Source organism: Synechococcus sp. Lug-A (assembly GCF_024345655.1).
Lineage (GTDB): Bacteria > Cyanobacteriota > Cyanobacteriia > PCC-6307 > Cyanobiaceae > MW101C3.
On sequence record NZ_JAGQBN010000013.1, the window covers coordinates 41,071 to 67,638 of the forward strand.

The following is a 26,568-nucleotide window of genomic DNA, read 5'->3' on the forward strand; positions in this document are numbered from 1 at the left end:
AGGATGGAGCCACGGGATCGGCGATGGCCACCAATCCATGGGTTTATCGCCCCAGACCAGCTCCTACGACGGCCATGGCGCCCTCTGGCTGTATGGCCTGCCCGGCAGCGGACTGATGTACAGCCAGGCGGCTGGGGCTCCTTCGCTGCAGGAGCTTGCCTGTCAGGAACCTGCGGCAGTGGGGGAGTCCACACGCATCTGGATCTGCTACGGGGAACTGGCGGACGGACTGGCGGACGTGGTGATGCGCTCTGACGCTCCCCAGGAGCTGGAGGCCGCACTTGATCAATGGCAGACAGATCTCTCCAGATCGGCGGCACTGAAGCGGCGCTGGCGGGAACGGATCCAGTTGATCAACATCTGTGGCGATGGGGCAGCGCTGTTGGCCGCAGAACTGCCAGAGTTGGCCACTGGGCAACGCCGCGGGATCCTGGCGAGCGGGGTGTCGAGCGGCGCCATGGAACTGGCCACGCGTGCACTGCTGGAGGCCCGCCCGAGCCTGCTGAAGGCTTGGCTTGACGCCCAGCAATGGGCCGATGCCAGCGGCCACGCCGAGGGTGTCGACTGGCGCCGACCAATGCCATTGGCCCGGATCCTGTCAGCTCTGGAAGGCCAGGGGTTGAAGGCGAGCGCAGGACACCGCCAGCTGGAGGAGCGTTGTGAACAGCTTGAACGCTCCCTTGACCTGGAAAAGGAGCATGTGGGGTTGCTGCAGGGCTATCTGCTGCAGATGGAGCGAGAACTCGACCACTTCCTGGCCAACCATGAGCGGACAGCAACGCTGGCGGAACAACTTCCGCAGCTGCTGGAGCGGGCTCGGCGCCTGATCGGAGTCAGCAGCTCCGCAGTACCCGGTGGCCATGGGCTCCATGGCTGAGGCCTAAGGCTCGCTGGTCAGCAGGCCGCTTGTCTGATCAAGCCGCCCACCCATGACGTCGCCTTCGCCCGTCTTCAGCGCAACACCAGAATCTGCGTGGCGTCGCTCAGGGGCGCCCCCAGGGTCACCGTGCGGCCCGGGCGCTGCACGGGGGTGCCGGGCATGGCATCAAGGAAGGGCTTCACGCTGCCCTGGTCGCAACTGGCGGGGGTGGTGCCGCTCACGTATTGCACCGGGATCACGCGGCGTGGTTGCAGTTCGCGCACCACTTCAGCGGCTTCGGCGCCTGTGTACACCTTGGCGCCGCCGCCCACACCGATGATCAGCACATCGGGCTTGCCGAGCAGCACGCGGTCTTCCGGTTTCAGCGGCGCGGCCGTGCCGCCGAGGTGGGCGATCTCCAGTCCTCCCTGCTTCCAGCGCCACAGCGTCGCCATGCCGAAGCGGCGGCCGCCGAGGCGGTCGTGGGGGGCAGCGAAGCCTTCGATGCGCAGACCCGCCACCCGGTAGGAGCCCGGGCTGACCAGGAAGCGGCCGGTGGCCACAGGCGCCCCTTCATCCAGCAGGCGGCTGCTGGCCAGGATCACGTCGGCGCTCACCCTCGGTTCCGGCAGCCCGGCGGCGCAGCCCACCGCCTTGAACGGATTCAGCAGCACCGTGGCGCCACCGCCGCGGATCAGCAGGGCGCTGTGCCCGTAGCTGGTGATGCTCACCCCACCGGCAGCATGGCCGGCCAGCGGCATCGCCAGGGCCAAGGGCATCGCCAGGGTCAAGCCCCCCACCAGCAGCTGGGCAAGCAGGCGGCGCCGGGACGGGGCCGGTGCCGGGGAGTCGGACGCCATGGGCTGCTTTGCGCCCCGATGGCGCCGGATCTTGGCGGAACCTAGCAGCGCTGCCGGGGCGAGCCCTACCGACTGGTTCCGCTCGTCGTGCTGGCGGCCTGCCGCAGGAAGTTGGCCAGCAGCTGATGGCCGCTCTGGGTGAGCACGCTCTCCGGGTGAAACTGCACCCCCTGCACGTGGCGGTACTGCCGGTGCCGCAGGCCCATGATCGTGCCGTCTTCCAGCCACGCGGTGATCTCCAGGCAGTCGGGCAGGCTCTCGCGCTCGGCGATCAGGCTGTGATAGCGGGTGGCCGTGAGCGGGTTGGGCAACCCCTCGAACACCCCCACCTCTGTATGCAGCACCGGTGAGGTTTTGCCGTGCATCAGCTCATGGGCGCGCACCACCTTGCCGCCGTACACCTGGGCCAGGCACTGGTGCCCCAGGCACACCCCCAGGATCGGCACCGTCGGCCCCAGCGCCGCCAGCACCTCCAGGCACACGCCCGCCTGATCCGGGTCACCGGGGCCCGGCGAGATCAGGATCGCGGCCGGCTCCAGCTGGCGGATCTGCTCCAGCGTGAGCGCGTCGTTGCGCTCCACCCGCAGCTCGGCCGCCAGCGGGTGCTGCGCCGCCAGCTCGCCCAGGTACTGCACCAGGTTGAAGGTGAAGCTGTCGTAGTTGTCGAGAACGAGAAGCATCCCGGCTGCCGGACCTGCCGCCATTCAACCCACCCGCGCCAGGGAGCGGCGGTTTGGGCGGCTCAAAGCCCCAGCCGCAGGAGCAGGGCCGGCACCAGCAGCAGCGCCGCGATCAGCACGGCAGCCAGGGCGGCCACCAGCACGGCGGCGGCGGCGCAATCCTTGGCGATCTTGGCCAGTGGGTGGAAGCGGCGCCCGATCGCCAGATCCACCACCGATTCGATCGCCGTATTCAGCAGTTCCAGCACCAGCACCGCCGCCACCGTGAGCACCAGCACTGCCAGGCGATCCAGGCTCAGCTGCAGCCATAGCCCCAGGCCGAACACCACCGCGCCGGTGATCACATGGATGCGGAAGTTGCGCTGGCTGACGAAGCCGTAGCCCAGCCCCTGCATCGCGTAGCGCAGGCTCAGCGGCAGATCGCCGGCCACCCTCCAGGCTCCGCCCCGGCGGCCGCGCCCCCGGCGAGGAGCTTCACTCGCCATCGGTTCGGTGGAGCGTGGCAGCAGCGTGGTCATGGGCGCCGCAACTCGGGCCTGCGTCGAACCTTACCGCTGGTTTCACTGGCACGCTCCCCCTGCCGGTCACGGCTCGCACACCGGGCCGGCGTCGCCGCTTTCTGCTGGCGCCGCCGCAGCGATGCCCTCCAGCAGCTGGTCCTGACGGGCGAGCATGGCCTCCAGGCGGGCGTCGTCGGGGTGGTCCCAGCCCAGCAGGTGCAGCAGGCCGTGGCTGGCCAGCCAGGTGAGCTCCCGCGCCAGGCTCTGGCCCGCCGCCTCGGCCTGCCGCGCGGCCGTCTCCACCGAGATCACGATGTCGCCGAGCTCGAGCGGCTCGCTGTCCTCGTCGTCGTCGCCGGTCGGCAGCGGTGGCGCCTCCTCCTGGGCCGCGAAGGCCAGCACATCGGTGGGGCCCTCCTTCTGGCGCCAGTCGGCGTTCAGCTCCGCCATCGCCGCATCGTTCACCAGGGTGAGCCCGAGGCTGTAGGAGGACGCTGCCAGCTCGGGCGGCAGTTCGCCCTGCAGCTGCGCCAGCCACACGCTCAGAGCCCCGTGCCAGAGATCGGCCCCCGCCAGCGGATCGGCCAGATCTCCGGCGGCGGCGAGCAGATCGTCCGGCAGGTCGTCGTCGCTGGAGAAGGCCAGGTCGAGGTCGGGCGGGAGCGGCAGGTTGCCGTGGGCGGCTGGCAGCGTCATTGCGGCAGGGTGGGGCGGCCGAACCAGGCCAGCAGCAGCAGCAGGGAGCTGAGCCCCACGGCGGTGAGCCCGAAGTGCAGCAGGCTCTGACGCCCCTTGCGCACCATGTTGCGCATCGCCAGCTTCACGAAGCTCGGCGGTGGCACTGCGGGAGCTGCCGTGGTCGCGCCGGGGGCGTCCGGGGGGCTGCTCTCAGGCATCTGGGGATTGGCCATCAGGGGATCAACGGGGCTCAGGCGGCCTCATCGGCGGCGATCTCCACACCCTGGCGCAGCAGCGCCTGGATGAAGGGATCGAGATCGCCATCCATCACCCCCTGCACATCGGTGGTTTCCACGGCGGTGCGCAGATCCTTCACCATCTGGTACGGGTGGAACACGTAGTTGCGGATCTGGTTGCCCCAGGCCGCTTCCACGATGTCGCCGCGGATGTCGGCGATCTCCGACGCCCGCTGCTCCTGGGCGATCACCAGCAGCTTGGCCATCAGCAGCGCCATCGCCTTCTCCTTGTTCTGGAGCTGGGAGCGCTCCTGGGTGCAGCGCACCGCCAGGCCGGTGGGGATGTGCAGGATCCGCACGGCCGTCTCCACCTTGTTCACGTTCTGGCCGCCGGCGCCGCCCGAGCGGGAGGTGGTCACCTCCAGATCCTTGTCGGGGATGTCGAGCTTCACGTCTTCGTCCAGCTTCGGCATCACCTCCACCCCCGCGAAGCTGGTCTGGCGCTTGTCGTTGGCGTTGAAGGGCGAGATCCGCACCAGCCGGTGGGTGCCCTTCTCGTTGCGCAGGTAGCCGTAGGCGTAGCGGCCGTCGATCTCGATCGTGCAGCTCTTGATGCCCGCCTCCTCCCCTTCCGAGAGTTCGTCCACCGACACCTTCATGCCGTGGTCTTCGGCCCAGCGGGTGTACATGCGCATCAGCATCAGCGCCCAGTCCTGGGCATCGGTGCCGCCGGCGCCGGCGTTGATCGAGATCACGGCGCCTTCCTTGTCATAGGGGCCGCTCAGCAGCCGCTCCAGTTCCCAGCGGTCGAGGGCGCCCTTGAGGCTCTGCAGGCCGCCGTTGGCCTCGCCCAGCAGTTCCTCGTCGGGTTCCAGGTCGTAGAGCTCCAGCGTGGCGCGGGCGTCGTCGATCGCCGCCTGCCACTGCTGCAGTTGCTCCAGCTGCGCCTTCACCTCATCGAGCTGGCGCATCTGTTTCTGGGCCTGCTGCTGGTCGTCCCAGAAGCCGGGCTGGGAGGCCAGCTGCTCGAGGTCCTGCTGGCGCGCGTTCAGGGCCGGTACGTCAAAGACAGTCCTGGGCATGGCCCAGGCGGTCGGTGAGTTCGGAGAGATCGCGCTTGAAATCGGTGAGATCGAGCACCGGCGGGCCTGGGGCGTGGTGGATTCGACCGTATCAGCCGCGCCTGCTTGCCACGCCCGCGTCGGCGCTCCCCGACCGGGGCCGCTCCTAGGATCCAGCCAAAGCACCGGTCCAGCCTGATGGCGGTATCCCCCGCTCCCTCCTCCGCCAGCCCCAGCGTGGAGATCTACACCTGGCGGTTCTGCCCGTTCTGCATGCGCGCCAAGGCGCTGCTGGATCGCAAAGGGGTCGCCTACACCGAATACGGCATCGATGGCGATGACGCGGCCCGCGCCGCCATGGCCGACCGCGCCGATGGCCGCACCAGCCTGCCCCAGATCTTCATCGCCGATCGGGGCATCGGCGGCTGCGACGAGCTCCATGCCCTCGAACGCACCGGCCGCCTCGATCCCCTGCTGCAGGGAGCCTGAGGGGTGGGGGCCACAGCACGCACCCCGGCGCCCGCTTCCCAGCTCTTCGTCGTCGACCCCATCGAGCGGCTGCGGCCGGCTAAGGATTCCAGCGTCGCCCTGATGCAGGCCGCCCAGCGGGCCGGCCAGGAAGTGTGGGTCTGCACCATCGCCGAGCTGGCCGTGGAAGGCGAGCGGGCCGGCGCCGCTGGCCCCGGTTGCACGCCGCTGGTGCGCGCCCGCCCCGTCACCTTCGCCCCCATGCACCCCGACGGTGACGGCTGGCAGGTGCCCGATCCCTGGTTCAGCGCCGGGGAACCGCTCTGGCTGCCGCTTCATCACTTCCCGGTGGTGTGGATGCGCAAGGATCCCCCCGTCGATGAAGCCTTCCTCTACGCCACCCTGCTGCTGGAGCGGGCCGAGCACCAGGGCGTGCGCGTGCTCAACCGGCCCGCAGCCCTGCTGGCCTGGAATGAGAAGCTCGGCGCGCTGCGCTTCAGCCACCTGATGGCGCCCTCGCTGGTGAGTGCCGATGCCCAGCAGCTGGCCGCCTTCGCCGCCCTGCACCACGAGGTGGTGCTCAAGCCGCTGGGGGGACGCGCCGGCCAGGGCGTGGTGCGAACCGCCGCCGCCGCACCGGGCCTGCGTGCCCTGCTGGAGCTGGTCACCCACCAGCAGACACTGCCGGTGATGGTGCAGGCCTTCCTGCCGGCCGTCACCGCCGGCGACAAACGCATCCTGCTGGTGAACGGCGAGCCGCTGGGGGCGATCAACCGCCGGCCCCTGCCCGGCGAGTTCCGCAGCAATCTGGCGGTGGGCGGCGCCCCTGAACCCACGGCCCTCACCGCCGCCGAAACCGCCATCTGCTCCGAACTGGAGCCGGTGCTACAGGCGGAAGGCCTGTTCTTCGTGGGCATCGATGTGATCGACGGCCGCCTGAGCGAGATCAACGTGACCAGCCCCACGGGCATCCGCGAGATCGAACGGCTGGGCGGTGTGCCCGTGGCCGATCTCACCATGGAGCGGCTCCTGAAGGTCTGAGGCCTGGCCATCCGCCAGGGCCCGTCCACCAGAGGAGCCGTTGCTGCTGATTCGTGGATCGGGTTTAGTCTCTGGGTCCATCTTCGCGACCGGAACCATGACGTCCGACGCCAGCCTGGTCCCGGGTAGCGATTCCAATCAGGACACCGGATTCAGTAAGGAGCAGCGTCGCGCTGACCGCCTGATGACCGAAGGCATCGAGGACCTGGTTCAGCCCTTGTTCAAGGTGAATCAAGGCCTCGGCTGGCTGCGTCTGTTCGCCCTGCTGGTGCCTTCGCTCGCCTGTCTGTGGATGTACTGGCAGGAACCCCGGTTGCTTCTGGCCCTGCCCTGGCTGGTGGCGAGCACGCTGCTCTACGCCTTTGTGATGATCAGCACCCACGACATCAGCCACTCCACCCTGCTTGACCTCGGTGACATTGAACAGGCCGTGGGCTGCGCGCTGAGCTGGCCGATCGGTTGGCCCTATCGCACTTACCGCAATCTGCATCAGCTCCATCACCGCATGAATGGGATGGACCTGCGCGACCCGGAGCGGCGGGAACCGTCCGAGGAGGAGGAGGCCAGGGCCGGTGCGCTGCGGCGTCTCCACTTTCAGCACCCGTTCTGGATCAGCGTGCTCGTGTTCGGCGGCCTGCAATTGATTGTGTCGATGTTCTGGTTCGGCTGGAAACTGCGTGACAGCCATTCACGCCTTGTCGCCGGCATGGTCAACGACCTGATCGGCATCCTGGTGGTGCAGACCTGCATGTTCGCCTGGGCAATCAGCCAGGGCGAGGTGATCAAGCTGATCCTGATGCTGGTGGTGGTGGAGCGCCTCGTGGGCGGACTGATGCAGGTGCGCGGCATGATCGAGCACCACAGGCTCTGGCACGCCAACACCACCTATGAGCTCACTCAGCTGTACACCTCGCGCAACATTGCCGCCGGTCCGCTGGTGAACGTGCTGATGGGAGGCCTGCCGCATCACTCGCTGCATCACGCCTACCCGTCGATCCCCTACGACCGGCTACCCGAGGCCACGGCCATCGCAGAGAAGACACTGCTCAGCCATGGCAAGCCACCGCTGCCCAAGGTGGACAACTACATCGAGGGACTGGCCTTGCTGATGTGATGCCGTGCTTCACAACCCTGGCAGCAAGCGGGGCAGGAAGACCAGCACCAGTGGAATCCCGATGCGCTGGATGCCGATCCAACGGCCAAGCTGACTTGGTGGGTGGCTGATGGCTAAGCGCGCAGCGCTCGACCCACTCGCTCAGAAGCTGCTCGGCTTGCTCGGCGTCTGGGGGGTGTTTCCCGAAGCGAGTGAACTGGGGAGTTGGCTGCGCGCATGGTTGTAGCCAGCTTCAAAGATCTGGCTGTAACTCTTCCATTCCATGAAGGGGTAGTGCCCGATCTCAGGCCTCAGCACCACATCGGCAAGGTGTTCCTGTGACTGGGAAGCAGCGTGGGAGGCACACATCATGGCGTTGATGATGGTTTTGCCGAGGGATGGTCTGCGCCGCTGCCGGTTCACACCATATTGATTGGCGGAATCCGGCTCTACATCCAGCGAGATGGCGATGATCCTGCCATCGGTCAGGTGCCGGGCCGGAGCGATGGGAAGATTATTCAGGATTCCGCCATCCACATGCAGTTCGCCAGTGGTGTCTTCAACGGGTGGAAAGATTCCCGGCACTGACATGCTGGCGATCACAGCGGTGGGAATGTCGCCAGCTGTCCAGGCTTGAAGTTGATTGGTGGAGAGATTGGTGGAGAAACACTGCAGCACCAACCAGCTGTCTTGAATCATCGAGCAACCGAAGAAGGCGGCGAGCTCACGCTGGGAATTGGACAACGAAAACAGGGAGTCGCGGGGAATGGTGATGGTGTAGGGCTTGGCGTCGATGATCACTCGCTCAAGGTGTCCGAGGATTTGCTGCGCGGTCAGCTCAAAGGCTGCCAAGGAGGAAACGAGCGCTCCAATGCTCACGCCCATGACCATGTCGATGTCGTCCACCGGAAGTTCCTGTAGGGCAGCGATCGCTCCAACATGAGCAAATCCCCTGGCACCACCACCGCCCAGCACCAGAATGTTCTGGAGGCGCAGCACCGTGCGGGCCAGCCGTTCCAAATGGCTTTGCTTGGCAGCTTTGATGTTGAGCACGAAGGCAAAACTCTTGTCGCTGAACCAGCCCTGCGTGCTGGGGCAATCCTGCTCCATGGGCCAGAGCCGCACCAGAATCGCCTCCGAATCCATACGGCTGGGCAGATCGGCATGGTCAACGCTGCCATCACTGAGAATCACCAGCCGGTCGATCAACTTCTGATTCCTCCAGCTCACTGCCAGCGGATCGTCCGTGATCAACACCTGAAGATCGCGCGCTTTGGTGGCTTCCGTGAGCTGGTGGTGAAGTTCAGCCTCGCTGCTGCAATGACATGTGATGACAGGGTTTTCTAAGGGGATGGTTTTGCCTGCCTGGCTACGTAGATGGCTGGCCAGCTCCACCAGGACCTGGCGTGTGAGCAAGGACTCCGGGTGGACATTGTGAATCAGAATGGTATTGAGAGGAGATTGCCTTGGATCTCTGCCGATGGAGGCGGCTTCGGCCAGCGATGCCAACAGCTGAGTCTGAAAATCAGCCGATTGATGCAGCATCTGCTGGAGATCTTCCTTGCCGAACTGGAAGTACTTCAGATCGGTCAGCGCGATCGCAGAAGCGGATCGTGGCTGATCACAGAACAACCCGTATTCACCCACCAGATCCCCCTGCACCACTTTGCGGAAGCAGCAGGTGGTGTGCTCCAGTCCGCCGCTGAACAGGCCGAGAATTCCTGCTTCAATCACATAGGCGAAGTCGGCTGACTCCCCTTCTCGGAAGAGAAGATCGCCTTCTTTGATCGTGCCTGTCTGCGGGTTCAGAGCCTCGATGCAGCTGGACGGAATGCTTCTGAACATCCGGGAGTGTTTGAAGACCTTCTGCAGCCGCTCCCTCGTCGTCATCCCGTCTGTGCGGCACTGTTGAACTGCGTGTGATTATCCCTCTACCCCTGCAGGCTGCTACTGGCGCGCCTGCGTATGTGCGGGATCGCTGGATCCAGCGGCAGATTGAGTTGTTGTTGCAGGACACCCAGTTTCAGGGCCACTTCCTGCAGCTCCCGCTCCGGTTCCGAACCCCGCACCAGGCCCGCACCCGCCGTGAGTTCCAGCTGGTCACCGTGCAGGCGCCCGCTGCGGATGGCCACCCGCAGCTCGGCGTCGCCAGCGCTGTCGATCCAGCCGATCGGGGCGGCGTAGTGGCCGCGTTCGAACGGTTCCAGGCTGCGCAGCCAGGCCATCGCTTCCCGCCGGGGGAGCCCCGCCACCGCCGGTGTGGGGTGCAGCGCCGCCGCTAGGGCCAGCAACTGCTGGTCCCCGAGGGCTGCGGTGATGGGGGTGTGCAGATGCACCAGCTGGCCGTGCCGAGCCAGCCGCGGATGGCGCGGCCGCCGCGGCGACAGTCCGGCGCCGGCCAGCACCTCAGTGATCGCCTCCACCACCAACTCGTGCTCGTGCCGGTCTTTGACGGACCGGCTGAGCTGGTCGGCCAGCGGCCCGCAGGGGGCGGTGCCGGCCAGGGCGTCGCTGCGCAGCTGGCCCTGGCGCACGGTCAGCAGCCGCTCCGGCGAGGCGCCGATCAGGGCTGCACCTTCCCGTTGCTGCCACAGGAAGCGACAGCTGCCGGGCTGATGGCGTCGCAGATGGGCCAGCAACTGGAGTGGATCCAGCGGGCGGTCGAGCTGCAACTGCTGCCGCACCGCCACCACCAGCTTGCGCAGGGCACCGCTCTCCACCAGTTCCAGGGCACGCGTCACCGCTTCGCGGTAGCCCGCTTCCCAGGGAGAACGGCTGGCGATGCCCGGGCCCCTGCCCAGGGGGAGCTCCGCCTCGTGATCCGTCGGCAGCTGTTCCAGACGGCGGGCCTGTTCCCAGAGCTCTTCGGCCATCGCTCGGGTGGTGACATCCCCGCCCAGATTGCGCTGCAACCTCAGCCAGCAATGGCGGCCCTGGCGGCTGAGTTGCCAGCGGGGCAGGACCGCCTCCACACCGGCTACACCATTGCCTTCCTGCAGCGGGCTGTCGAAGAAGGAGAAGGCCAGCAGCACCCGGGGCCGCGCCGCGGCGGGGCAGAACTGGGGCACCGTCACCAGCCGGCTCAGGCTCACGGCGCTGAACCGCTGGGCCATCTCGAAGCGGCGTGGACCGCTCAGAACAAGGCTGTTTGTGTGGCCCGTTGCCGCCAGGCAGAGCCCGGGGGCGCCATCCCAGAGGAAGCGGAAACGATGACCATCACCCAGGTGGGGGAGGAGCGCCAGCGGGTCCCGAGCGGGAATCGGCAGGGCCAGGCTGAGCACGCCCTCCTCCTCGAGCTGCCGTGCCCCAAGGGCGGCGGCTGCCAGCAGATCGGTGAAGGAAGGGGCGACCTGCACCAGGGGGAGGGCCGGGAGCGGCGGGCGGAAGCTGCTCAAATGTATGGGTCCTCTTCGGTCCGACGTCTCCGCTGCCCATGTCCGACCCCAAGGTCGTCGCAAGCCGTTACGCATGCGCGGATCCTGCCCGTCGCCGGTTGTGGAAGGCAGCCATCAAGTGGCCGATGTATTCGGTGGCGGTGATGCCCGTGCTGCTGGCCGCTGGCTGGCTGGCCGGCCAGGGACAGGTTCCGCGCTGGGACCAGCTGCTGGGGTTCCTTGTGGCGGCTGTACTCCTGCTCGGCTGGGAGAACCTGGCCAACGATGTCTTTGATGCCGATACCGGCGTGGACCGGCTCGGCAAGCCCCATTCAGTGGTGAACCTCACCGGCCGCCGCGACCAGGTGGCTGTGCTGGCCAATGGCTGCCTGGGGCTGGGTCTGGTCCTGATCGCCGTGGTGGCGGCCCGCAGCACTCCGGCGGTGCTGGCGCTGGTGCTGGCCTGCTGCGGGCTCGGCTACGCCTACCAGGGGCCGCCGCTGCGGCTGGGTTACAGGGGGCTGGGGGAACCGCTGTGCTGGCTGGCCTTCGGGCCGCTGGCCACAGCCGCCGCCCTGCTGGCACTCGCCCCCGCCGCGACGGCCACAGCGATCCCTTGGCGCACCGCCTTGCTGCTTGGCGGCGGGCCTGCCATTGCCACCACCCTGGTGCTGTTCTGCTCCCATTTCCACCAGGTGGCGGAAGACGCCGCCAATGGCAAGCACTCGCCGGTGGTGCGGCTCGGCACGGCACCGGCGGCGGCGCTGGTGCCCTGGTTCGTGGCCCTCACCCTGGCGCTGCAGTGGGCGCCGGTGCTGCTGGGGCGCTGGCCGCTCACGGCCCTGCTCGGGGTGGTGGGCCTGCCGCCGGCCCGCGCCTTGATCCAGCTGCTGCGGGAGCACCACGCCGCCCCTGAGCGGATCACCAGCAGCAAGTTCCTGGCGCTTCAGTTTCAAGCCCTCAACGGACTCGGCCTGGCCTGTGGACTGGCGGTGGGGCCATGGCTGAGCCGCTGGTGACGCTGACCTGGCGGCCCTTCCGGCTGCCGTTGGCGCGTCCGCTGGTCACGGCCCAGGGCGCCATGGCCGAAAAGCACGGCTGGTTGCTGCGGCTCCAGGCCGAAGGCCCGGGCAACTCCCGCATCGGCGCCTCCGGCCATGGCACCTCCAGCTCCGGCCTGGCCGCCCCAGCCGGCCTTGGCTGGGGAGAAGCGGCGCCGCTGTGTTTCACCCCAGCCACCGCCCAGGAGCGCCAGCGCTCGCTGGCCGCGGCGATCAAGGCCCTCGGCAGCGCTCTGCCCCGGCAGGAGCTGGAGGCGTCCCTGCCTTCCCTGCCGCCCGAGCTGGCTTTCGCGCTCGGCCTGGCCCTGGCGGAAGCCGATGGGCTGCTGGGCGTGGCCGCCGGCGGCTGGCTGGCGGCGCCCCCTTCCGCCGTGCTCCTGGCGGCAGGGGAAGCGGCGGTGGCGGCGCTGGACGCGGCGCTCGATCGGCGAGCGGAGCCGCCGTTCACCTGCAAGTGGAAGGTGGCCGCCGCTGGCGATGAGGTCGAGCGTGAGCTGCTGGAGCAGCTGCTGGCGCGCCTGCCTGCCGGCAGTCGCCTGCGCCTGGATGCCAACGGCGGCTGGGACCGCGCCACGGCCTGGCAGTGGGCCGAGCGGCTGGCAGAGGATCCGCGCCTGGAATGGCTGGAGCAGCCCCTGGCTCCCACTGACCTTCCCGGCCTGCAGGAGCTGGCACGGCGGGTGCCGGTGGCGCTGGATGAGTCGCTGCAGCTCGATCCCGCCCTGCGCCGCCACTGGCCGGGCTGGCAGGTGCGGCGGCCTGCCGTGGAAGGGGATCCCCGGCAGCTGCTGGCGGCGTTGCAGCAGGGCGACGGCGGCGCCAGTGCAGTGGTGCTGAGCACGGCCTTCGAAACGGGCATCGCGCAGCGGTTGGTGGGGCATCTGGCGGCGCTGCAGAGCCGGAGCGCCACCCCCGCCGCTCCCGGCCTGGCGCCCGGCTGGGCGCAGGCCTCAGCGTTGTGCGCCGCCGATCCGGAAACAGTGTGGCAGGCGGCTGGCGCCGGCCAGCGGGCCGAGGAAGGCCATAGCTTGTGACGCCTGATCGGGCATGACGATGGCCCTCAGCATCGAAGTGCACGCCGAGGTGGCGCCTGAGCCGCAGGTGGCCCGGTTGCTGGCCGCCTGGCAGCGGGGGCAACTGGTGGGGTTGTGTGCGGCAGGGGAAGGGGAAGAGCTGGTGGCGGCCATGGCCGGCTGCCCGCCGCTGGCGGCGCCGGGGGTGGTGATCGGCAGCGGCGGCAGCCGTGGCGGGCGCCGCTGGTGCGTGCAGCCACTGGCCCATCTGCAGGCCTCGGCCCGCGCCACGGCCGCCTGGCTGCAGGCCTTGGGCCTCGATCCCGCCGCCTGCCTGCAGCTCAATCCGCTGCCGCTGCAGCACACGAGCGGCCTGATGCCGGTGCTGCGTGCCCGGCAGTGGGGCGGCCAGTGGCGTTGGTTGCCGCCGCAGCTGCTGCGCGCGCCGGCTGAGCTGCCGGAGGCGGTGCCTCTGCCGACGGATCGTCCGGTGCTGCTGTCGCTGGTGCCCACCCAGCTGCAGCGCCTGTTGGCGGATCCGGCAGGGCGGCGCTGGTTGCGGGGCCTGGCAGTGATCTGGACGGGTGGGGGCCCCCTGGCTCCGGATCTGGCCGCCTGGGCCAGGCACGAGGAGATCCGCCTCGCCCCTTGCTATGGGGCCACCGAAACCGCCGCCATGGTCACGGCGCTGCCGCCGCAGCGCTTCCTGGCCGGCGATGGGGGCTGCGGCCACCCCCTCGACGATGTGACCCTGCGCCTGAACCCTGCCGATGGCGCGATCGAACTGCGTTGCGGGCGGCTCAGTCCGGGCTGGCTGGCTGCCGACGGCATCGGCCTGCGCCCGTTCGTTGAAGCCGGCGCCGAGGGCTGGTGGGCCAGCGGCGATGCCGGGCAGCTCACACCGGCCGGTCTGCAGGTGCTGGGCCGGCTCGACGGAGCCATCCACAGCGGCGGCGAAACTGTGTTTCCCGAGCAGGTGGAGCAGCGGCTGAAGCGGCTGGCCGCCGCCGCCGGCCTGCCACTGGCGGATCTGCTGTTGCTGCCGGTGCGGGATCCTCTCTGGGGGGAGCGGTTGGTGGCCCTGGTCCGCCCGCTGCCAGTCGGAGCTGCTGCGCCGTTGCGCGAAGGCCTGATGGAGCTCGCCCGCCGCCTGCCGCCGGCCGAGCGGCCGCTGCACTGGTGGACCTGCACATCCCTGGCGCGCACCGACACGGGCAAGTGGCAGCGGCCGCGCTGGCATGAATGGTTGCGGCAACAGCATGAAATCAACCCCGAACCCCGCTAAAGAGGGTGCGCGTTGACTGCCACCGATGGCTGACCTGACTGATTCCGAGATCGCCAACAAGAAACTGGTGGCAGGGCTGCTGGGGCTCTTTCTTGGTGCACTGGGCATTCACAAGTTCATGCTCGGTTACACCAAGGCCGGCATCATCATGCTGCTCGTCACTGTGCTCACCTGCGGGTTCGGCGGCTTCGTGATGGGTGTGATCGGCCTGATCGAAGGCATCATTTATCTCGCCGCCACCCCGCAGGACTTCAAGGCCACCTATATCGATGCCCAGAAGGAGTGGTTCTGATGGCGAAGCAACGCGCCGGCACAGCACGTCGAGCCCTGCTGCTCGTGGTGCTTGGTGTGGGAGGCGTGGCCAGCGTCAGCCTGGCTCCCGGGCTCGCGCTGGAACCGCTCCATCCCCTCACCCTGATCGCTTCCCTGCTGCCGCTCCAGCTGGCGGGGCTGCTGTGGGTCTTCGGCCGCTAGCCCGGAGCGGACTCCGCTGGTGGTGTTGCCGGCTCCAGTGGCGCTGCAGAAGCTGATGACGCAGCCGGTGCTGAGGCCGCAAGCCACCGTTCGACCGCATCCGGCAGCGCCTGCCGTTGCCGGACCGTTGGATCGATCGCCACATGGCGCAGTCGGGCCCGCGCCACTTCACGCCCTTCAGAAGTGAAGCGATAGGCCACCTCGAAGCTCGATGCCTCCAGGCGCTGCGGCTCCAGCCTGATCCGCAGGGGCGCGCCGCAGACGAGGGGCCGCCGGTAGTCGGCGTCGCAGTGCACCACCGGCAGCGCGCGGGCGGGCGTGGCGGCGGGGGTCGGAAAGATCTCTGCGGCCGCAATGCCGAAGCGCTCCAGGCTTTCCTCCCAGGCTTCGTGGCACCAGCGCAGCAACTGGTGGAACTGCATCACGCCGGCGGCATCGGTGTCGCCGAAGCGCACCATTCGCCGCAGCTCCAGCCAGTCGGCGGGATCCTGGCGGGTGCCGGGTTCCCCCAACTCCGGGTTGATCGCACCCTCCCCTGGCTGCATCACCTTCCTCCATCCTTCCCGCCGTCTGACCATCCTGGTGGGCCGCCCCACAAAGCCGGCGTGGCGGTCACGCCACGCACGCCGCCGGAGTGGCGGACGAGGCCTGCAGCGCCGTGTCGTGCTTGCGTGTCGGAGGGAGATTTCCGCCGTTCATGACAGGTCTGTTGTCGGCTGTGGTCACCACGACTACGTTCCCCTCAGTGCGTTGTTTTTTCTTTTGGCCGCCGAGATCGCTTACGAGCCGCCCAGCATCAACAAGGCCTGGGCGGCGTTTGTGGCCCACATCCCCACCATCCTGCTGATCTGGGTGGCCACCATCGTCATCGCTGTGATCGGCTTTGTCGTATCGGTGATCTTTTCGTTGATCGGGATCGGTCTGGCCGGCGGCAATACCGATGCTGAAGCCGTGGGGTCGTTGGCCGTTTGGCTGGGCAATCTCTCCCAGGTGCCGTTCGCGATCCTCTCCAATCTGGTGGGGGTGCTGTTCGTGGCCGTGCCCGCCATGCATTACGACAGCGGCGAGAACATTTCCTCTCAGGTGGCCTTCCGCGCCCTGCTGCAGCGGCCCTTGCGTTACCTGCTCGCCGGTGCGTTGTTTTCGGTGGTGACCACCGTGGGCTTCCTGCTCTGCATCCTGCCCGGTATTGCCGTGGCCTTGGTGACGCCGGTGTTCGTGAACAGGATCTTCCTCAGTGATCAGCCGATCGTGGAGGCCTTCGTGTCTTCGTTCCAGGCGGTGTATCGCTCACCGCGCGGTCGCACGTTTGCCGGCATCCAGCTGCTCACCTGGCTGGTCGTACTGATCGTTTCCGTCTGCACCTGTGGCCTCGGAGCTCTCGTGGCCGTGCCGGTGGGAACCTTCTACATCCAGAACTCCGCGTATCACCAGGGAGCCATCAGCTAGCTCCCCGGAAGCATCACGCCCATATCCGCTGAGCTGGAGTGGGCTACCCGCTTGGAAACGCAGGCAGACCGAGCCCGTAACTGAACAGCATCCGTGCGGCCCAGTAGAGCAGCAATGCCGCGGCAGCCAGCACCAGATGACGTTCGTTCAGAGCCCGGGGCACCAGTTGACCACTGCGCAACGCTGCCACGGACCACACCACCAGGGCGGCCGCGGCGAGCGGCCCGAAGGCGTGCAGCTGAGCCGAGGTGGCCAGCTGGCCGTTGAGAGCGGCTACCGTGGCACGGGTGAGGAAGCAGGTGGGGCAGGGAATCCCCGTGAGCGCCCGCAGCGGACAGGACAGCCCCGGCAGGCCGGCGTGCCAGCCCTTCAGCCAGAGATAGCCGGTTAGCAAGGCCGGAAGGGCCACCCCGCAGCGCCGCAACTGATCGAGCCAGCGCTGGCGCCGGCTCCGCTGCGGATCACGGCGGCGCGAAGCGCTCAGCGATCCACCGAGCCCATGATCACGTCGATGGAGCCGAGGATCGCCATGATGTCGGCCACCTTGGCCCCGGTGAGGATGTGGGGCAGGATCTGCAGGTTGTTGAAATCGGCGGCGCGGATCTTCCAGCGCCAGGGGGTGACGTCGTCGTTGCCCATGATGAACACGCCCAGCTCCCCTTTGCCGGATTCCAGCCGCGCGTAGAGCTCACCACCGGGGATCTTGAAGGTGGGGGCCACTTTCTTGGCGATGTACTGATAGTCGAAGCCGAAGGATTCACCCCCCTTACCCTCGCTCATGCGCCTGGCCTCCAGGTTTTCGGTGGGGCCGCCTGGGATTCCCTTGCAGGCCTGCCGCAGGATCTTGAGGGATTGACGCATCTCCTCGATGCGCACCTGATAGCGCGCGTAGCAATCGCCTTCCGTGCGCCAGGCCACGTCCCAGTCGAAGTCGTCGTAGCACTCGTAGTGATCCACCTTGCGCAGATCCCAGGGCACGCCGGAGGCGCGCAGCATCGGGCCCGACAGGCTCCAGTTGATGGCCATCTCACGGCTGATCACGCCGAGGCCCTGGATCCGGCGCTTGAAGATCGGGTTGTTGGTGATCAGCTTTTCGTATTCATCGATCTTTGGGCCGAAATAATCGAGGAAATCGAGGCACTTCTCCAGCCAGCCGTAGGGAAGATCGGCAGCCACGCCTCCGATGCGGAAGTAGTTGTTGTTGATCAGCCGCTGGCCGGTGGCCGCTTCCCAGAGGTCGTAGATCATCTCCCGTTCGCGGAAGATGTAGAAGAAAGGGGTCTGGGCGCCCACATCCGCCAGGAACGGGCCCAGCCAGAGCAGGTGGTTGGCGATGCGGTTGAGCTCCAGCATCAGCACCCGGATGTAGCTGGCCCGCTTCGGCACCGGGATGTCGGCCAGCCGTTCCGGCGCGTTCACCGTGATCGCCTCGTTGAACATGCCGGCGGCATAGTCCCAGCGGCTCACGTAGGGCACGAACATCACGTTCGTGCGGTTCTCGGCGATCTTCTCCATGCCGCGATGGAGGTAGCCGATCACCGGCTCGCAGTCCACCACGTCCTCGCCGTCGAGGGTCACCACCAGCCGCAACACCCCGTGCATCGAGGGGTGGTGAGGCCCGAAGTTCACCACCATCGGCTCGGTGCGTGTTTCGAGCTGCGTCATGGCGCCGGGGCGGGCGAGCGATCCGCCGGATCTTAGGAAGGGATCGCCGCAACCAGGGCCTTTGCCGCCAGACGCCCCCTCCGGGTTCCACCATCTGCCGGTGCTCGCCGATGCCGTGCTGGCGGCCTTCAGCGACCTGCCTCCTGGCGCCACCGTGATCGATGCCACCGTGGGCGGTGGCGGCCACAGCGCCCTGCTGCTGGAGGCCCATCCCGACCTGCAGCTGATCGGTCTGGATCAGGACGCCACCGCCCTGGCCGCCGCCGCCACGCGGCTGGCCCCGTTCGGCGAGCGGGTGCGCCTGATCGCCACCAATTTCGCCGCCTACGCCCCCGCCACCCCTGTGCACGGGGTGCTGGCCGATCTGGGCGTGAGCAGTCCCCAGCTGGATGTGGCGGAGCGCGGCTTCAGCTTCCGCGCCGATGGCCCCCTCGACATGCGCATGAACACCAGCGCCGGCGAGAGTGCCGCCGAGCTGCTCGACCGCCTCGACGAGAAGGACCTTGCGGATCTGATCTATGCCTACGGCGAGGAACGGCTCTCGCGGCGGATCGCCCGCCGCATCGTCGAGCAGCGCCCCTGGAGCCCGGCGGACCGAACGGGCGGCGGCACCAGCGCCCTTGCCTACCTGGTGGCCGGCTGCTACCCGCCAGCGGCCCGGCGCGGCCGCATTCACCCCGCCACCCGCACCTTCCAGGCCCTGCGCATCGCCGTCAACGATGAACTCGGCGCCCTCGACCGCTTCCTGCAGCAGGCTCCGCCGTGGTTGCTGCCGGGCGGTGTCCTGGCGGTGATCAGCTTCCATTCGCTCGAAGATCGCCGCGTCAAGACGGCCTTTCTGAGCGATGAACGCCTCGAGCGGCGCACGCGCAAGCCGCTGATCGCCACGGCGGCAGAGCAGGAGGCCAATCCCCGCAGCCGCTCCGCCAAGCTGCGGCTGGCGGCAAGGCGCTGATGGCTTCGCTCGATGCGTTGTGGTGGGTAGCGCTCACGCTGCAGCTGGTGGCCATTCCCGGCACGCTGTTGCCCGTGCTGCCGGGGCTGATCTTCCTGCCGCTCGGGGCCGGCCTGTGGGTGTGGGCGGCGGGCTGGAGCACCGCCTGGCCCACCCTGCTGCTGGCCTGCCTGATCCTGCTGCTGGGCTGGGGGGCCGACGCGCTCGGGGTGGTGCTGGGGGCGGCCCGTCTACAGGCCACCCGCTGGGCCTACATCGGCGCCGGCCTCGGGTTGGTGGTGGGCTTGCTGGGGCTGCTGCCCGCCCTGCCGGTGGGCGGACCGCTGCTCGGTGCCCTGGTGGGGCCGCTGCTGGGGGCCACCCTCGGGGAGCTGGTGTCGGCGTCGTCGGCGCTGGGGCCGCTGGGGCTGGAGCGGCTGCGCCGTGCGTTGCTCGTGGGGCTGGCGGTGGTGGCCGGCATGTTGGTGAGCCGGGTGGCTCAGTTCCTGCTGGCGCTGCTGGGGGTGGCGGGCTTTGTGCTGCTCAGCACGGTGCTGGCGCCCTGAGCGCCTCCGTGTCCAGCGCGGTCACCGCGGCGGGCGCCTGGCGTAGCTCCGCCACCGCGGCGGCCACAGCGGCGATCGCCTGATCGATGTCGCCCGTGGTGGTGCCGCGGCCCAGCCCGAAGCGCACCGAGGCCGCCGCCGCGGCGCGGTCGAGCCCCAGGGCGGCGAGCACATGGGAGGGGCTGCCGGCACTGCAAGCCGAGCCGCCGCTCACCGTGAGCTGGCGCCGCAACAGGCTGTGCAGCCGGTTGCCATCGACACCGACGATGCGCACGTTGAGGTTGTGAGCCAGGCGCTGCTCAAGGCTGCCGTTCACCGCCACGCCCTCGATCGCCAGCAGGCCGTGCAGCAGCCGCTGCCGCAGGGCGCCGAGCCGCTCCTCGCGCTCCTCCCGGTCGGCCAGGGCGAGCGTGGCGGCCTTGGCCATGCCCACGATCAGCGGCACCGGCAGGGTGCCGGCCCGCAGGCCCCCTTCCTGGCCGCCGCCGTGCTGCTGGGGGTTGAGCGTGATCCCCTCGCCCACCACCAGCGCGCCGATGCCCTTCGGCCCGTAGAACTTGTGGGCGCTCATGCTGAGCAGATCGATGCCGAGGGCGTCGGGTTGCAGCGCCATGTGGCCGAAGGCCTGGGCGGCATCGCAATGAAACGCCACACCGCTGGCGCGGCAGAGCGAACCGATCGCCGCCAGCGGCTGCAGCACGCCGATTTCGTTGTTGGCGGCCATCACGCTCACCAGGATCGTGTCGTGGCGCAGCGCCGCCACCAGATCACCCAGATCCAGCAGGCCATCGGCGCCCACCGGCAGCACGGTGAGAGCAAAGCCGCGCCGCTCCAGCTCGCGCATGGTGTCGAGCACCGCCTTGTGCTCCGTGGCCACCGTGATCAGGTGACGGCCCAGGTGCTGCCGCGCTTCCGCCAGCCCCTTGAGCGCCAGATTGTTGGCTTCGGTGGCGCCGCTGGTGAACACGACGCGCTCGATCGACACCCCCAGCTGCGCCGCCAGCTGCTCCCGCGCCCGCTCCACCGCCGTGGCCGCCTCCAGCCCCGGCCGGTGCAGGCGGCTGGACGGATTGGCGAACAGCTCGCTCCAGTAGGGCGCCATCGCTTCCACCACCGCCGGCTCGCAGGGGGTGGTGGCCTGGTAGTCCAGGTAGGGATGGGTCACGGGATCGCCTGGGGCTGGGAAGAAGGGTCGGGACGCTGCGGCGACCCCGCTTCCCTTGTAGCAGTGGCGCCGCACGATCACAGCGGCGTTGTGGCTTCGATGTGGACGCGCTGGCCGGGAAGAAGCGTGGAGAATGGCGGCAGGCGCCAGATCCTTGGCTTGCTGTCCTGCCCCTGCGCTCTCCTGCTGATGCCTCGCTGCGCACTGGCCCTCAGCTCCATGGTCCTGGTGGTGGCCGCGGCCCATGGCCAGGGCGTGCCGGTGCTGATCCCTTCCCAGAACCGCCCGCCGGGCATGGCACTGCTGGTGGAGCGTGTGGTGCCCGGGGGCGTGCAGGCGCTGGGGGTCTATGCAGTCACCGCTGATCCGGCTCGCCCCGGTCTGCTGCGCATCAAGGTGTGGGAGGAGCTGCCGAACGACGTCAAGGTGCGCAGCGAAACGATCGGCTGCTCCGTCACGGCGCCGATGCGGGTCACCAATGACGGCCGCCAGCTGATCCTGCGCCAGCTCAACCCCGGCGGGGTGATCACCAGCGTCAACCGCCGGGACCATCTCGTCTGGTGGGCCTCGTGCCACCCACAGCATGCGGGCCAGGACCCGGATGGGCTGCGTGCCGTGGCGCTGCAGCTGGGATACAGCGGCAACCTGCAGGAACGGGAGCAACTGCTGCCCGCAGGATCGCTCTGAAGCCGGCCCGCAGCCGGGTTGGCGGCCCTGGATAGATTTCCGGCACCACCGGTGGGTCCATGAGCCAAGCCATCCCAGCAGCCGCACCCGACGGCGACGCCTCCCCGGACCACCCCTTTGCACAGGGTCTGGAGCCCACCGCCGCGGCCCATTCCGGCGAGGCCAGCGCCGCCACCCCTGTGGCCGCCCAGCCGCCGCGCCTGCTGCTCGTCGACGACGAGCCGGGGCTGCGCACCGCGGTGCAGGCCTACTTGCAGGACGAGGGCTTCGAAGTGGTCACCGCCAACGACGGCGAAGAAGGCTGGAAGGTGGCCCAGGAGATCGTGCCGGATGTGGTGCTCACCGACGTGATGATGCCCCGCCTCGATGGCTACGGCCTGCTCAGGCGCCTGCGGGGCGATGAGCGGCTGGGGGGTACGCCGGTGATCTTCCTCACCGCCAAGGGCATGACCGCCGACCGCATCGAGGGCTTCCAGGCGGGCGTCGACGATTACATCCCCAAGCCATTCGACCCTGACGAGCTGGTGGCCCGGGTGCGCAACATGGTGCGGCGCCAGGAGCGGCTGCTGGCCGAGGCCGCCCGCTACGCCGATGCCGACATCGGCCAGATGGCGCGCCAGATCACCGAGATCCGCTCGCTGCTGCAGGGGGGTGGTGGCAAGAAGGCGCCGACCGGCGTCAAGCTCGACTTCACGCCCCGCGAGGCGAGTGTGCTGCAGCTGGTGGCCGAAGGCCTGATGAACAAGGAGATCGCCCGCCGTCTGGAAACCTCGATCCGCAACGTCGAGAAGTACGTGAGCCGCCTGTTCACCAAGACCGGCACCACCAGCCGTACCGAACTGGTCCGCTACGCGCTCGAAAACAGCCTGGTGGAATGAGATAGCCACCGGCAGCTCCAGCACCGGTCGTGGCCCGGGCAGGGTGTCCTTCTCCTCAATCCCCCTGAAGCCCGTGCCTGCAGGGTCGCTCAACCAGGGCTGGATCTACACCGACCGGGCCGGCAGCGCCACGGCGGGCCAGACGATCTCCGCCTTCTACGCCGCCCGCTACCGCCATTCCGATCAACAGGTGTGGCAGGCGCGGCTGGAGGCCGGCGAGATCCACAGGAACGGCCAGCAGCTCCGGGCCGATGGCAGCCTCGCGCCGGGGGATCGGCTGGCGTGGCATCGGCCCCCCTGGCAAGAACCGCCGGTGCCGGATCAGTGGCAGGTCGTCCATGACGACGGCGACATCCTGGTGATCGACAAGCCCAGCGGCCTGCCGGTGCTGCCGGCCGGCGGCTTCCTGGAGCACACCGTGCTGCGTCTGATCGAGCGGCGACAGCGGGACGCGGCCGCCACTGCCACCACCGGCGTGCCCCGGCCCGTCCATCGGCTCGGCCGCTTCACCTCCGGGTTGCTGGTGCTGGCCCGCCAGCCGGCCACCCGCGCCTGGCTCAGCGCCCTGCTGCGCGAGAGCACCGCTGCCCCCGAGAGCGGCTGTCGCAAGCTCTACCGCGCACTCACGCAGGCAGGCCCCCTGCCGATCGCTGTGGGCGAGCGGCTGGAGATCCACACGCCGATCGGCCGCTGGCCCCATCCGCTGCTGGGCCAGGTGTGGGCGGCCGCCTCCGCTGCGGACTCTGCGGCGGCGCCCCTGCCGGCCTGGAGCGAGCTGCACCTGCTGCAGGTGCGCCCGCAGGCCCATCTGGTGGAGGTGGCGATCCGCAGCGGTCGCCCCCATCAGATCCGTATCCATGCCGCCAGCGTCGGCACGCCGCTGCTGGGCGATCCCCTCTACCTGCCCGGCGGCCAGGCCCGCCCCCAGGCCCTGCCGGGCCTGGGGGGCTACCAGCTGCACGCCCACCGACTCGTGCTGCCCCGGCCCGAAGGCACCTGGCTGGAGCTGGAGGCTCAGCTGCCGCCAGCTCTGGAGCTCGCCCCGGCAGCTGGCGGCTGATGCTCAGTGGCCGGCGCTCAGTGGCCGGCCTCGAACCAGCGGGCCAGCACCGACACATCCTCCTCGGCGTGACCGGCGGCGATGAGCGTGTCTTCCATCGCGGCCACCTGGGTGGTGAGCGGCAGCTCCAGCCCGGCGGCGGCCGCTTCCGCCAGGGCGATCGCCAGGTCTTTGCGGTGCAGGGCGAGCCGGAAGCCCAACGGGTAGTGATCGCTGAGCATGTTGCCCGCCCGGTGGAGCAGGGCCCAGGAGCCGGCCGCGCCCCCTTCGAGCGCGGCGCACACCTCTGCCATCGGCAGCCCAAGCCTTCGGCCCAGGGCGATCGCTTCCGCCACGGCGGCATAGCTGCCGGCCACCAGCACCTGGTTCACCGCCTTGGCCTGCTGCCCGGCGCCCACGGGGCCGAAGTGGCTGATCGAGCTGCCCACCGCCTCCAGCAGCGGCCGGGCCCGCTCCAGCGCCGCCGCGTTGCCGCCCACCAGCACCGCCAACCTGCCGGCGCGGGCCCCCTCGGTGCCGCCGGTCACCGGTGCATCGAGGTAGGTGATCCCATCGGCCTCCAGGCGGGTGGCGAGGGCGCGGCTGGTGGCGGGAGCAATCGTGGAGAAGTCGATCACCAAGGCGCCGGGGGTCAGGGCCGCCAGCGCTTGCTCCAGCAGCACGGCCTGCACGGCCCGGTCGTCACTGAGGCAGAGGCACAGCACCGCAGCAGTGGCGGCAGCCTGCGGCACCGAGGCGGCCCGGCGGGCGCCGGCAGCCGCCAGCGGCAGCTCCCGCTCACGGCTGCGGTTATGCACGGTGAGCGGGTGGCCCGCCTGCAGCAGCCGGGCTGCCATCGGCGCTCCCAGGGCGCCGAGGCCGATGAAGGCCACCGGCTCCCGCTTCGGCGTTGCCGCCGCGGCCTCCGCGGCGGCCCTCATGCCCGCTCGAAGGCGATCAGGCGGGAGAAGTAGAAGGGCGCCTGGTTGAGGCTGCGGCGCAGCGGCTGGAAGCCGGCGGCGGCGGCGGCGGCCACGATGCCGTCTTCACGCAGGGTGTAGGCGCGGGTGGTCTTGCTGGGGCCGGGGAACAGCTGGCCGATCCCCTTGAGCAACGCCAGCAGTGGCGTGTAGGGGGCGAAGCTCACGATCAGCCGCCGCTCTGCCAGACCGGCCAGATGCCGCACCATCTCCTCGGCGGCGGCCTGGGGGTAGTGGATGAACACATCGAGGCACACCACCGTGTCGTAGCGGCCGCTGAGGCTCTCCAGATCGGAGGTGTGGAAGGTCAGCCGGGCGGGATCGATGCCGGCGGCGGCGGCGCGGCGACCAGCTTCCTGCACCATGGCTTCCGAGAGGTCGCTGGCCGAGATGCTGCCGGCCCCCAGGCCGGCCAGCGGCAGGCTGAGGCTGCCCACCCCGCAGCCGGCGTCGCAGAAGCTGCGGCCGGCCAGGTCGCCTTCCTCCTGCAGCCAGGCCAGCACCTGATCCACCGTCTTCTGGTGGCCGATGCGGATGTTGCGCTGCACCTTGTTGACGTCGTCACTGTCGCTGTAGATGCGATTCCAGCGCTCGAAGCCGGTGCTGTTGAAGTAGTCGCGCACCTCCAGCTTCTCCGCTGCCTTCTCGCTGGTGGTGGGCGCCGCGTCGGTGTCCAGCAGCGGTTCGGCGGCCATGCGCTCAGGGGGTGTGGGTGGCCGGATCCTAAGGAGTGCGGGTGGCTTCGCCGGCACGGCACCAGCGCAGCGGGTCCGCGTCGCCACCGCTCCAGCGCAGGGCCTCCGCCAGCGGCTGACCCAGCAGCAGCTCCTGCACGGGGCGGTGATCACCCAGCACGCGCCGGGGCAGCACGGTGGCCGCGGCGATCGCCGCCCCCGGCGCCCGGCTCCAGCCCGCCAGCCGCACCACGCCCTCCAGCAGCGGCAGCGTCACCCCCGCCAGGGTGCCGTCCTCCAGCCGGCAACTGCCGTTCTCCACCAGCAGGCTGCGGCTGTCCCAGCGGTGCCGCCCCTCCGGCAGCCCGTAGGGCGCCAGGGCATCACTCACCAGCACCACCTGCTGCGGCGCGAGCCGCTGCAGCAGCACCGCCTGCGACGGCGCCACATGCACCCCGTCGGCGATCAGGCCCATGGCCACGTCGCCGCGCAGCACCGCCGCCGCCACCGGCCCCGGCGCCCGGTGGTGCAGGCCGGGCATGGCGTTGAAGGCGTGGGTGAGCATGCCCACGCCCGCCTCGAAGGCGTGCTGCGCCTGCCGCTCACTGGCTTCGCTGTGGCCCAGGCTCACCACGATCCCCTGCGCACACAGGGCGGCGATCACCGCTTCGGCCCCGTCCAGCTCCGGCGCCAGCGTCATCAGGGCGATCTCGGATTCGAACCCCTCGATTCGCGCCTGCAGAGCTGCGAGGCTGGGCAGCGCCAGGTGCGCCTCCGGGTGGGCGCCCCGCCGCGCCTTCGCCAGGAACGGACCCTCCAGGTGCGCCCCCAGCAGCCGGGCCCGGCCAGGGGCGGGAAGGGCGCGGGCCGTCCGCAGCACCGCCAGGGCCTGGCGCAGCGGCGCCACGCCGCAGGTCACCAGGGTGGGGCTGATCGCCTCCACGCCATCGCGCCACAGCAGTTCCAGCAGCTCCAGCAGGCGGGGCAGATCCGCGTCGGTGAGCTCTGGAAAGGCCAGTCCCAGCCCGCCGTTGATCTGCAGGTCCACCCCGGCCGGGCTGAGCCAGTCGCCGTTCCAGTCGTCGCCTGCGGCGGCGCTGCCCGCCTCCAGTGGTTCAAGGCAGGCGATCGTTCCGGCCGTGTCCACGCCGACGCGCCAGCGCCCTGGGCTGCAGGGCGGCACGGCCTCCGGGAGGCGAACGTTGCTGAGCCAGCGCATCAACGTCAGCGGCGGGCCGCGGTCGGCGGGAGAATGCCATCCTCGCTGCCCTGCCCCCTGTGGTTGCTGTGTCTGCTTCCGCTGCTGCCACCGGCCCTGGGCAGGCCGCCTGTCCCCGTGTGGCCGTGGTGATGGGCAGCGACTCCGACCTGCCCACGCTGCAGCCGGCGGTGGCCGTGCTGGAGCAGTTCGGGGTGGCGGTGGAGGTGCGCGTGCTCTCCGCCCATCGCACGCCGCTGGAGATGGTGGCCTTCGCTGAAGCCGCCGCCGGCCGGGGGCTCAAGGTGATCATTGCCGGCGCTGGCGGTGCCGCACACCTGCCCGGCATGGTGGCGGCACTCACGCCTCTGCCGGTGATCGGCGTTCCGGTTCAGAGCCGGGCCCTGTCTGGGGTGGATTCACTCCATTCGATCGTGCAGATGCCGGCCGGCATCCCGGTGGCCACCGTGGCGATCGGTGGCGGCACCAATGCGGGCCTGCTGGCGGCACAGATCCTGGCCACCGCCGATGCCGAGCTGGCTGACCGTGTGCTCGCCCATCGCCGTGCTCTCCACGACCAGGTGACCACCAAGGACCGGCGTCTGCAGGAGCTGGGCAGCGCGGCCTACCTGCAGGGCATGGGGAGCTGA

Annotated in this window: 31 protein-coding genes; 16 read left to right on the top strand and 15 right to left on the bottom strand. The window is 69.4% G+C overall.

The window, feature by feature from the left end; translation table 11 throughout:
• The first annotated feature begins 37 nt into the window (after positions 1-37).
• Entirely contained in the window at positions 38-877 is an 840-nt protein-coding gene (locus tag KBY86_RS10675; RefSeq protein WP_255141080.1) for a hypothetical protein, read from the top strand.
• Positions 878-951: 74 nt separating this feature from the next.
• Here the strand turns inward: KBY86_RS10675 and KBY86_RS10680 are convergent, their stop codons facing one another.
• From KBY86_RS10680 to prfB, 6 genes are all read right to left on the bottom strand, one after another.
• A complete protein-coding gene (locus KBY86_RS10680; protein ID WP_255100684.1) occupies positions 952-1,638 on the bottom strand; it encodes an MBL fold metallo-hydrolase in 687 nt (228 codons plus the stop codon).
• A 146-nt stretch (positions 1,639-1,784) separates the two neighbouring features.
• Positions 1,785-2,399: an aminodeoxychorismate/anthranilate synthase component II gene (locus KBY86_RS10685; RefSeq protein ID WP_094511813.1), complete on the bottom strand. Its 615-nt coding sequence runs from the start codon at positions 2,397-2,399 to the stop codon at positions 1,785-1,787.
• A 62-nt stretch (positions 2,400-2,461) separates the two neighbouring features.
• Positions 2,462-2,884, bottom strand: coding sequence for a diacylglycerol kinase family protein (locus KBY86_RS10690; RefSeq protein WP_233132917.1), 423 nt, complete (start codon positions 2,882-2,884; stop codon positions 2,462-2,464).
• A gap of 99 nt (positions 2,885-2,983) precedes the next feature.
• Complete coding sequence (ybeY, locus tag KBY86_RS10695) at positions 2,984-3,595, bottom strand: rRNA maturation RNase YbeY (RefSeq protein WP_255141081.1); 612 nt, start codon at positions 3,593-3,595, stop codon at positions 2,984-2,986.
• Positions 3,592-3,795 (bottom strand): DUF3285 domain-containing protein, encoded by a 204-nt coding sequence (locus tag KBY86_RS10700; protein WP_255141082.1) that lies wholly within the window; start codon positions 3,793-3,795, stop codon positions 3,592-3,594. Before KBY86_RS10700 ends, ybeY begins: the two co-directional genes overlap by 4 nt.
• 32 nt (positions 3,796-3,827) lie before the next feature.
• Positions 3,828-4,953 (bottom strand): peptide chain release factor 2 gene (gene prfB / locus KBY86_RS10705; protein ID WP_144036962.1). Its coding sequence is split into 2 segments (ribosomal slippage): positions 3,828-4,877 and positions 4,879-4,953, totalling 1,125 coding nucleotides; the frame shifts between segments, so codons are not numbered across the junction.
• Between the two features lie 119 nt (positions 4,954-5,072).
• Here prfB and grxC point away from each other — a divergent pair.
• The 3 genes from grxC (at position 5,073) to KBY86_RS10720 (ending at position 7,497) form a co-directional block, all read left to right on the top strand.
• On the top strand, positions 5,073-5,363 hold the full coding sequence (gene grxC / locus KBY86_RS10710) for a glutaredoxin 3 (RefSeq protein WP_255141083.1): 291 nt from the start codon (positions 5,073-5,075) through the stop codon (positions 5,361-5,363).
• A 3-nt stretch (positions 5,364-5,366) separates the two neighbouring features.
• The gene (gene gshB / locus KBY86_RS10715) at positions 5,367-6,383 is read left to right on the top strand and encodes a glutathione synthase (protein WP_255141084.1); all 1,017 of its coding nucleotides are present in this window, start codon (positions 5,367-5,369) and stop codon (positions 6,381-6,383) included.
• 97 nt (positions 6,384-6,480) lie between these two features.
• Positions 6,481-7,497 carry a fatty acid desaturase gene (locus KBY86_RS10720; protein WP_255100100.1) on the top strand — a complete coding sequence of 339 codons (1,017 nt, stop codon included), beginning with the start codon at positions 6,481-6,483 and terminating at the stop codon, positions 7,495-7,497.
• A gap of 141 nt (positions 7,498-7,638) precedes the next feature.
• Here KBY86_RS10720 and KBY86_RS10725 read toward each other — a convergent pair whose 3' ends face one another.
• Positions 7,639-9,366, bottom strand: a complete 1,728-nt coding sequence (locus tag KBY86_RS10725; RefSeq protein ID WP_255141085.1) for a cyclic nucleotide-binding and patatin-like phospholipase domain-containing protein — start codon at positions 9,364-9,366, stop codon at positions 7,639-7,641.
• A gap of 41 nt (positions 9,367-9,407) precedes the next feature.
• Positions 9,408-10,832, bottom strand: coding sequence for an isochorismate synthase MenF (locus tag KBY86_RS10730; protein WP_255141086.1), 1,425 nt, complete (start codon positions 10,830-10,832; stop codon positions 9,408-9,410).
• Between the two features lie 77 nt (positions 10,833-10,909).
• Here KBY86_RS10730 and menA point away from each other — a divergent pair, with 77 nt between their 5' ends.
• From menA to KBY86_RS10755, 5 genes are read left to right on the top strand one after another with little or no spacing between them, the layout of a single operon-like run.
• Positions 10,910-11,869 carry a 2-carboxy-1,4-naphthoquinone phytyltransferase gene (gene menA / locus KBY86_RS10735; protein ID WP_094511795.1) on the top strand — a complete coding sequence of 320 codons (960 nt, stop codon included), beginning with the start codon at positions 10,910-10,912 and terminating at the stop codon, positions 11,867-11,869.
• Positions 11,851-12,945: an o-succinylbenzoate synthase gene (locus KBY86_RS10740; protein ID WP_255141087.1), complete on the top strand. Its 1,095-nt coding sequence runs from the start codon at positions 11,851-11,853 to the stop codon at positions 12,943-12,945. Before menA ends, KBY86_RS10740 begins: the two co-directional genes overlap by 19 nt.
• Positions 12,946-12,958: 13 nt before the next feature.
• Positions 12,959-14,209, top strand: coding sequence for an AMP-binding protein (locus tag KBY86_RS10745; RefSeq protein WP_255141088.1), 1,251 nt, complete (start codon positions 12,959-12,961; stop codon positions 14,207-14,209).
• Positions 14,210-14,234: 25 nt separating this feature from the next.
• Complete coding sequence (locus KBY86_RS10750) at positions 14,235-14,501, top strand: TM2 domain-containing protein (protein WP_094511789.1); 267 nt, start codon at positions 14,235-14,237, stop codon at positions 14,499-14,501.
• A complete protein-coding gene (locus KBY86_RS10755; RefSeq protein ID WP_094511787.1) occupies positions 14,501-14,683 on the top strand; it encodes a hypothetical protein in 183 nt (60 codons plus the stop codon). The genes KBY86_RS10750 and KBY86_RS10755 overlap by 1 nt, the downstream gene beginning before the upstream one ends.
• On the opposite strand, the gene KBY86_RS10760 is transcribed toward KBY86_RS10755, so the two are convergent.
• Positions 14,680-15,228: a thioesterase family protein gene (locus KBY86_RS10760; protein ID WP_255141089.1), complete on the bottom strand. Its 549-nt coding sequence runs from the start codon at positions 15,226-15,228 to the stop codon at positions 14,680-14,682. The genes KBY86_RS10755 and KBY86_RS10760 overlap by 4 nt on opposite strands.
• A 205-nt stretch (positions 15,229-15,433) precedes the next feature.
• Between KBY86_RS10760 and KBY86_RS10765 the strand changes: the two genes are divergently transcribed.
• The gene (locus KBY86_RS10765) at positions 15,434-16,132 is read left to right on the top strand and encodes a hypothetical protein (RefSeq protein ID WP_255100094.1); all 699 of its coding nucleotides are present in this window, start codon (positions 15,434-15,436) and stop codon (positions 16,130-16,132) included.
• Positions 16,133-16,175: 43 nt separating this feature from the next.
• Here KBY86_RS10765 and KBY86_RS10770 read toward each other — a convergent pair whose 3' ends face one another.
• Positions 16,176-16,541 (bottom strand): DUF2752 domain-containing protein, encoded by a 366-nt coding sequence (locus KBY86_RS10770; RefSeq protein WP_255141090.1) that lies wholly within the window; start codon positions 16,539-16,541, stop codon positions 16,176-16,178.
• Between the two features lie 71 nt (positions 16,542-16,612).
• On the bottom strand, positions 16,613-17,797 hold the full coding sequence (locus tag KBY86_RS10775; RefSeq protein WP_094511771.1) for an NAD(P)H-quinone oxidoreductase subunit H: 1,185 nt from the start codon (positions 17,795-17,797) through the stop codon (positions 16,613-16,615).
• 61 nt (positions 17,798-17,858) lie between these two features.
• Between KBY86_RS10775 and rsmH the strand changes: the two genes are divergently transcribed.
• Positions 17,859-18,752: a 16S rRNA (cytosine(1402)-N(4))-methyltransferase RsmH gene (gene rsmH / locus KBY86_RS10780; protein WP_255141091.1), complete on the top strand. Its 894-nt coding sequence runs from the start codon at positions 17,859-17,861 to the stop codon at positions 18,750-18,752.
• Positions 18,752-19,297 carry a DUF456 domain-containing protein gene (locus tag KBY86_RS10785; protein WP_094511761.1) on the top strand — a complete coding sequence of 182 codons (546 nt, stop codon included), beginning with the start codon at positions 18,752-18,754 and terminating at the stop codon, positions 19,295-19,297. The genes rsmH and KBY86_RS10785 overlap by 1 nt, the downstream gene beginning before the upstream one ends.
• On the opposite strand, the gene KBY86_RS10790 is transcribed toward KBY86_RS10785, so the two are convergent.
• Positions 19,275-20,462 (bottom strand): cysteine desulfurase family protein, encoded by a 1,188-nt coding sequence (locus tag KBY86_RS10790; RefSeq protein ID WP_255141092.1) that lies wholly within the window; start codon positions 20,460-20,462, stop codon positions 19,275-19,277. The two genes, KBY86_RS10785 and KBY86_RS10790, sit on opposite strands and share 23 nt — an antisense overlap.
• Positions 20,463-20,651: 189 nt before the next feature.
• On the opposite strand from KBY86_RS10790, the gene KBY86_RS10795 reads away from it, so the two are divergent.
• From KBY86_RS10795 to KBY86_RS10805, 3 genes are read left to right on the top strand one after another with little or no spacing between them, the layout of a single operon-like run.
• The gene (locus KBY86_RS10795) at positions 20,652-21,149 is read left to right on the top strand and encodes a hypothetical protein (protein ID WP_255141093.1); all 498 of its coding nucleotides are present in this window, start codon (positions 20,652-20,654) and stop codon (positions 21,147-21,149) included.
• Between the two features lie 59 nt (positions 21,150-21,208).
• Positions 21,209-22,027 (top strand): response regulator transcription factor, encoded by an 819-nt coding sequence (locus KBY86_RS10800; protein WP_255141094.1) that lies wholly within the window; start codon positions 21,209-21,211, stop codon positions 22,025-22,027.
• Between the two features lie 43 nt (positions 22,028-22,070).
• Positions 22,071-23,087: a pseudouridine synthase gene (locus KBY86_RS10805; protein ID WP_255141095.1), complete on the top strand. Its 1,017-nt coding sequence runs from the start codon at positions 22,071-22,073 to the stop codon at positions 23,085-23,087.
• Positions 23,088-23,104: 17 nt separating this feature from the next.
• On the opposite strand, the gene KBY86_RS10810 is transcribed toward KBY86_RS10805, so the two are convergent.
• From KBY86_RS10810 to KBY86_RS10820, 3 genes are read right to left on the bottom strand one after another with little or no spacing between them, the layout of a single operon-like run.
• Entirely contained in the window at positions 23,105-24,007 is a 903-nt protein-coding gene (locus KBY86_RS10810; protein WP_255141096.1) for an NAD(P)-dependent oxidoreductase, read from the bottom strand.
• The gene (gene bchM / locus KBY86_RS10815; protein WP_255141097.1) at positions 24,004-24,741 is read right to left on the bottom strand and encodes a magnesium protoporphyrin IX methyltransferase; all 738 of its coding nucleotides are present in this window, start codon (positions 24,739-24,741) and stop codon (positions 24,004-24,006) included. Before bchM ends, KBY86_RS10810 begins: the two co-directional genes overlap by 4 nt.
• 28 nt (positions 24,742-24,769) lie before the next feature.
• Positions 24,770-25,939, bottom strand: coding sequence for an N-acetylglucosamine-6-phosphate deacetylase (locus KBY86_RS10820; RefSeq protein WP_255141098.1), 1,170 nt, complete (start codon positions 25,937-25,939; stop codon positions 24,770-24,772).
• Positions 25,940-26,070: 131 nt separating this feature from the next.
• Here KBY86_RS10820 and purE point away from each other — a divergent pair, with 131 nt between their 5' ends.
• The gene (purE, locus tag KBY86_RS10825) at positions 26,071-26,568 is read left to right on the top strand and encodes a 5-(carboxyamino)imidazole ribonucleotide mutase (RefSeq protein ID WP_094512368.1); all 498 of its coding nucleotides are present in this window, start codon (positions 26,071-26,073) and stop codon (positions 26,566-26,568) included.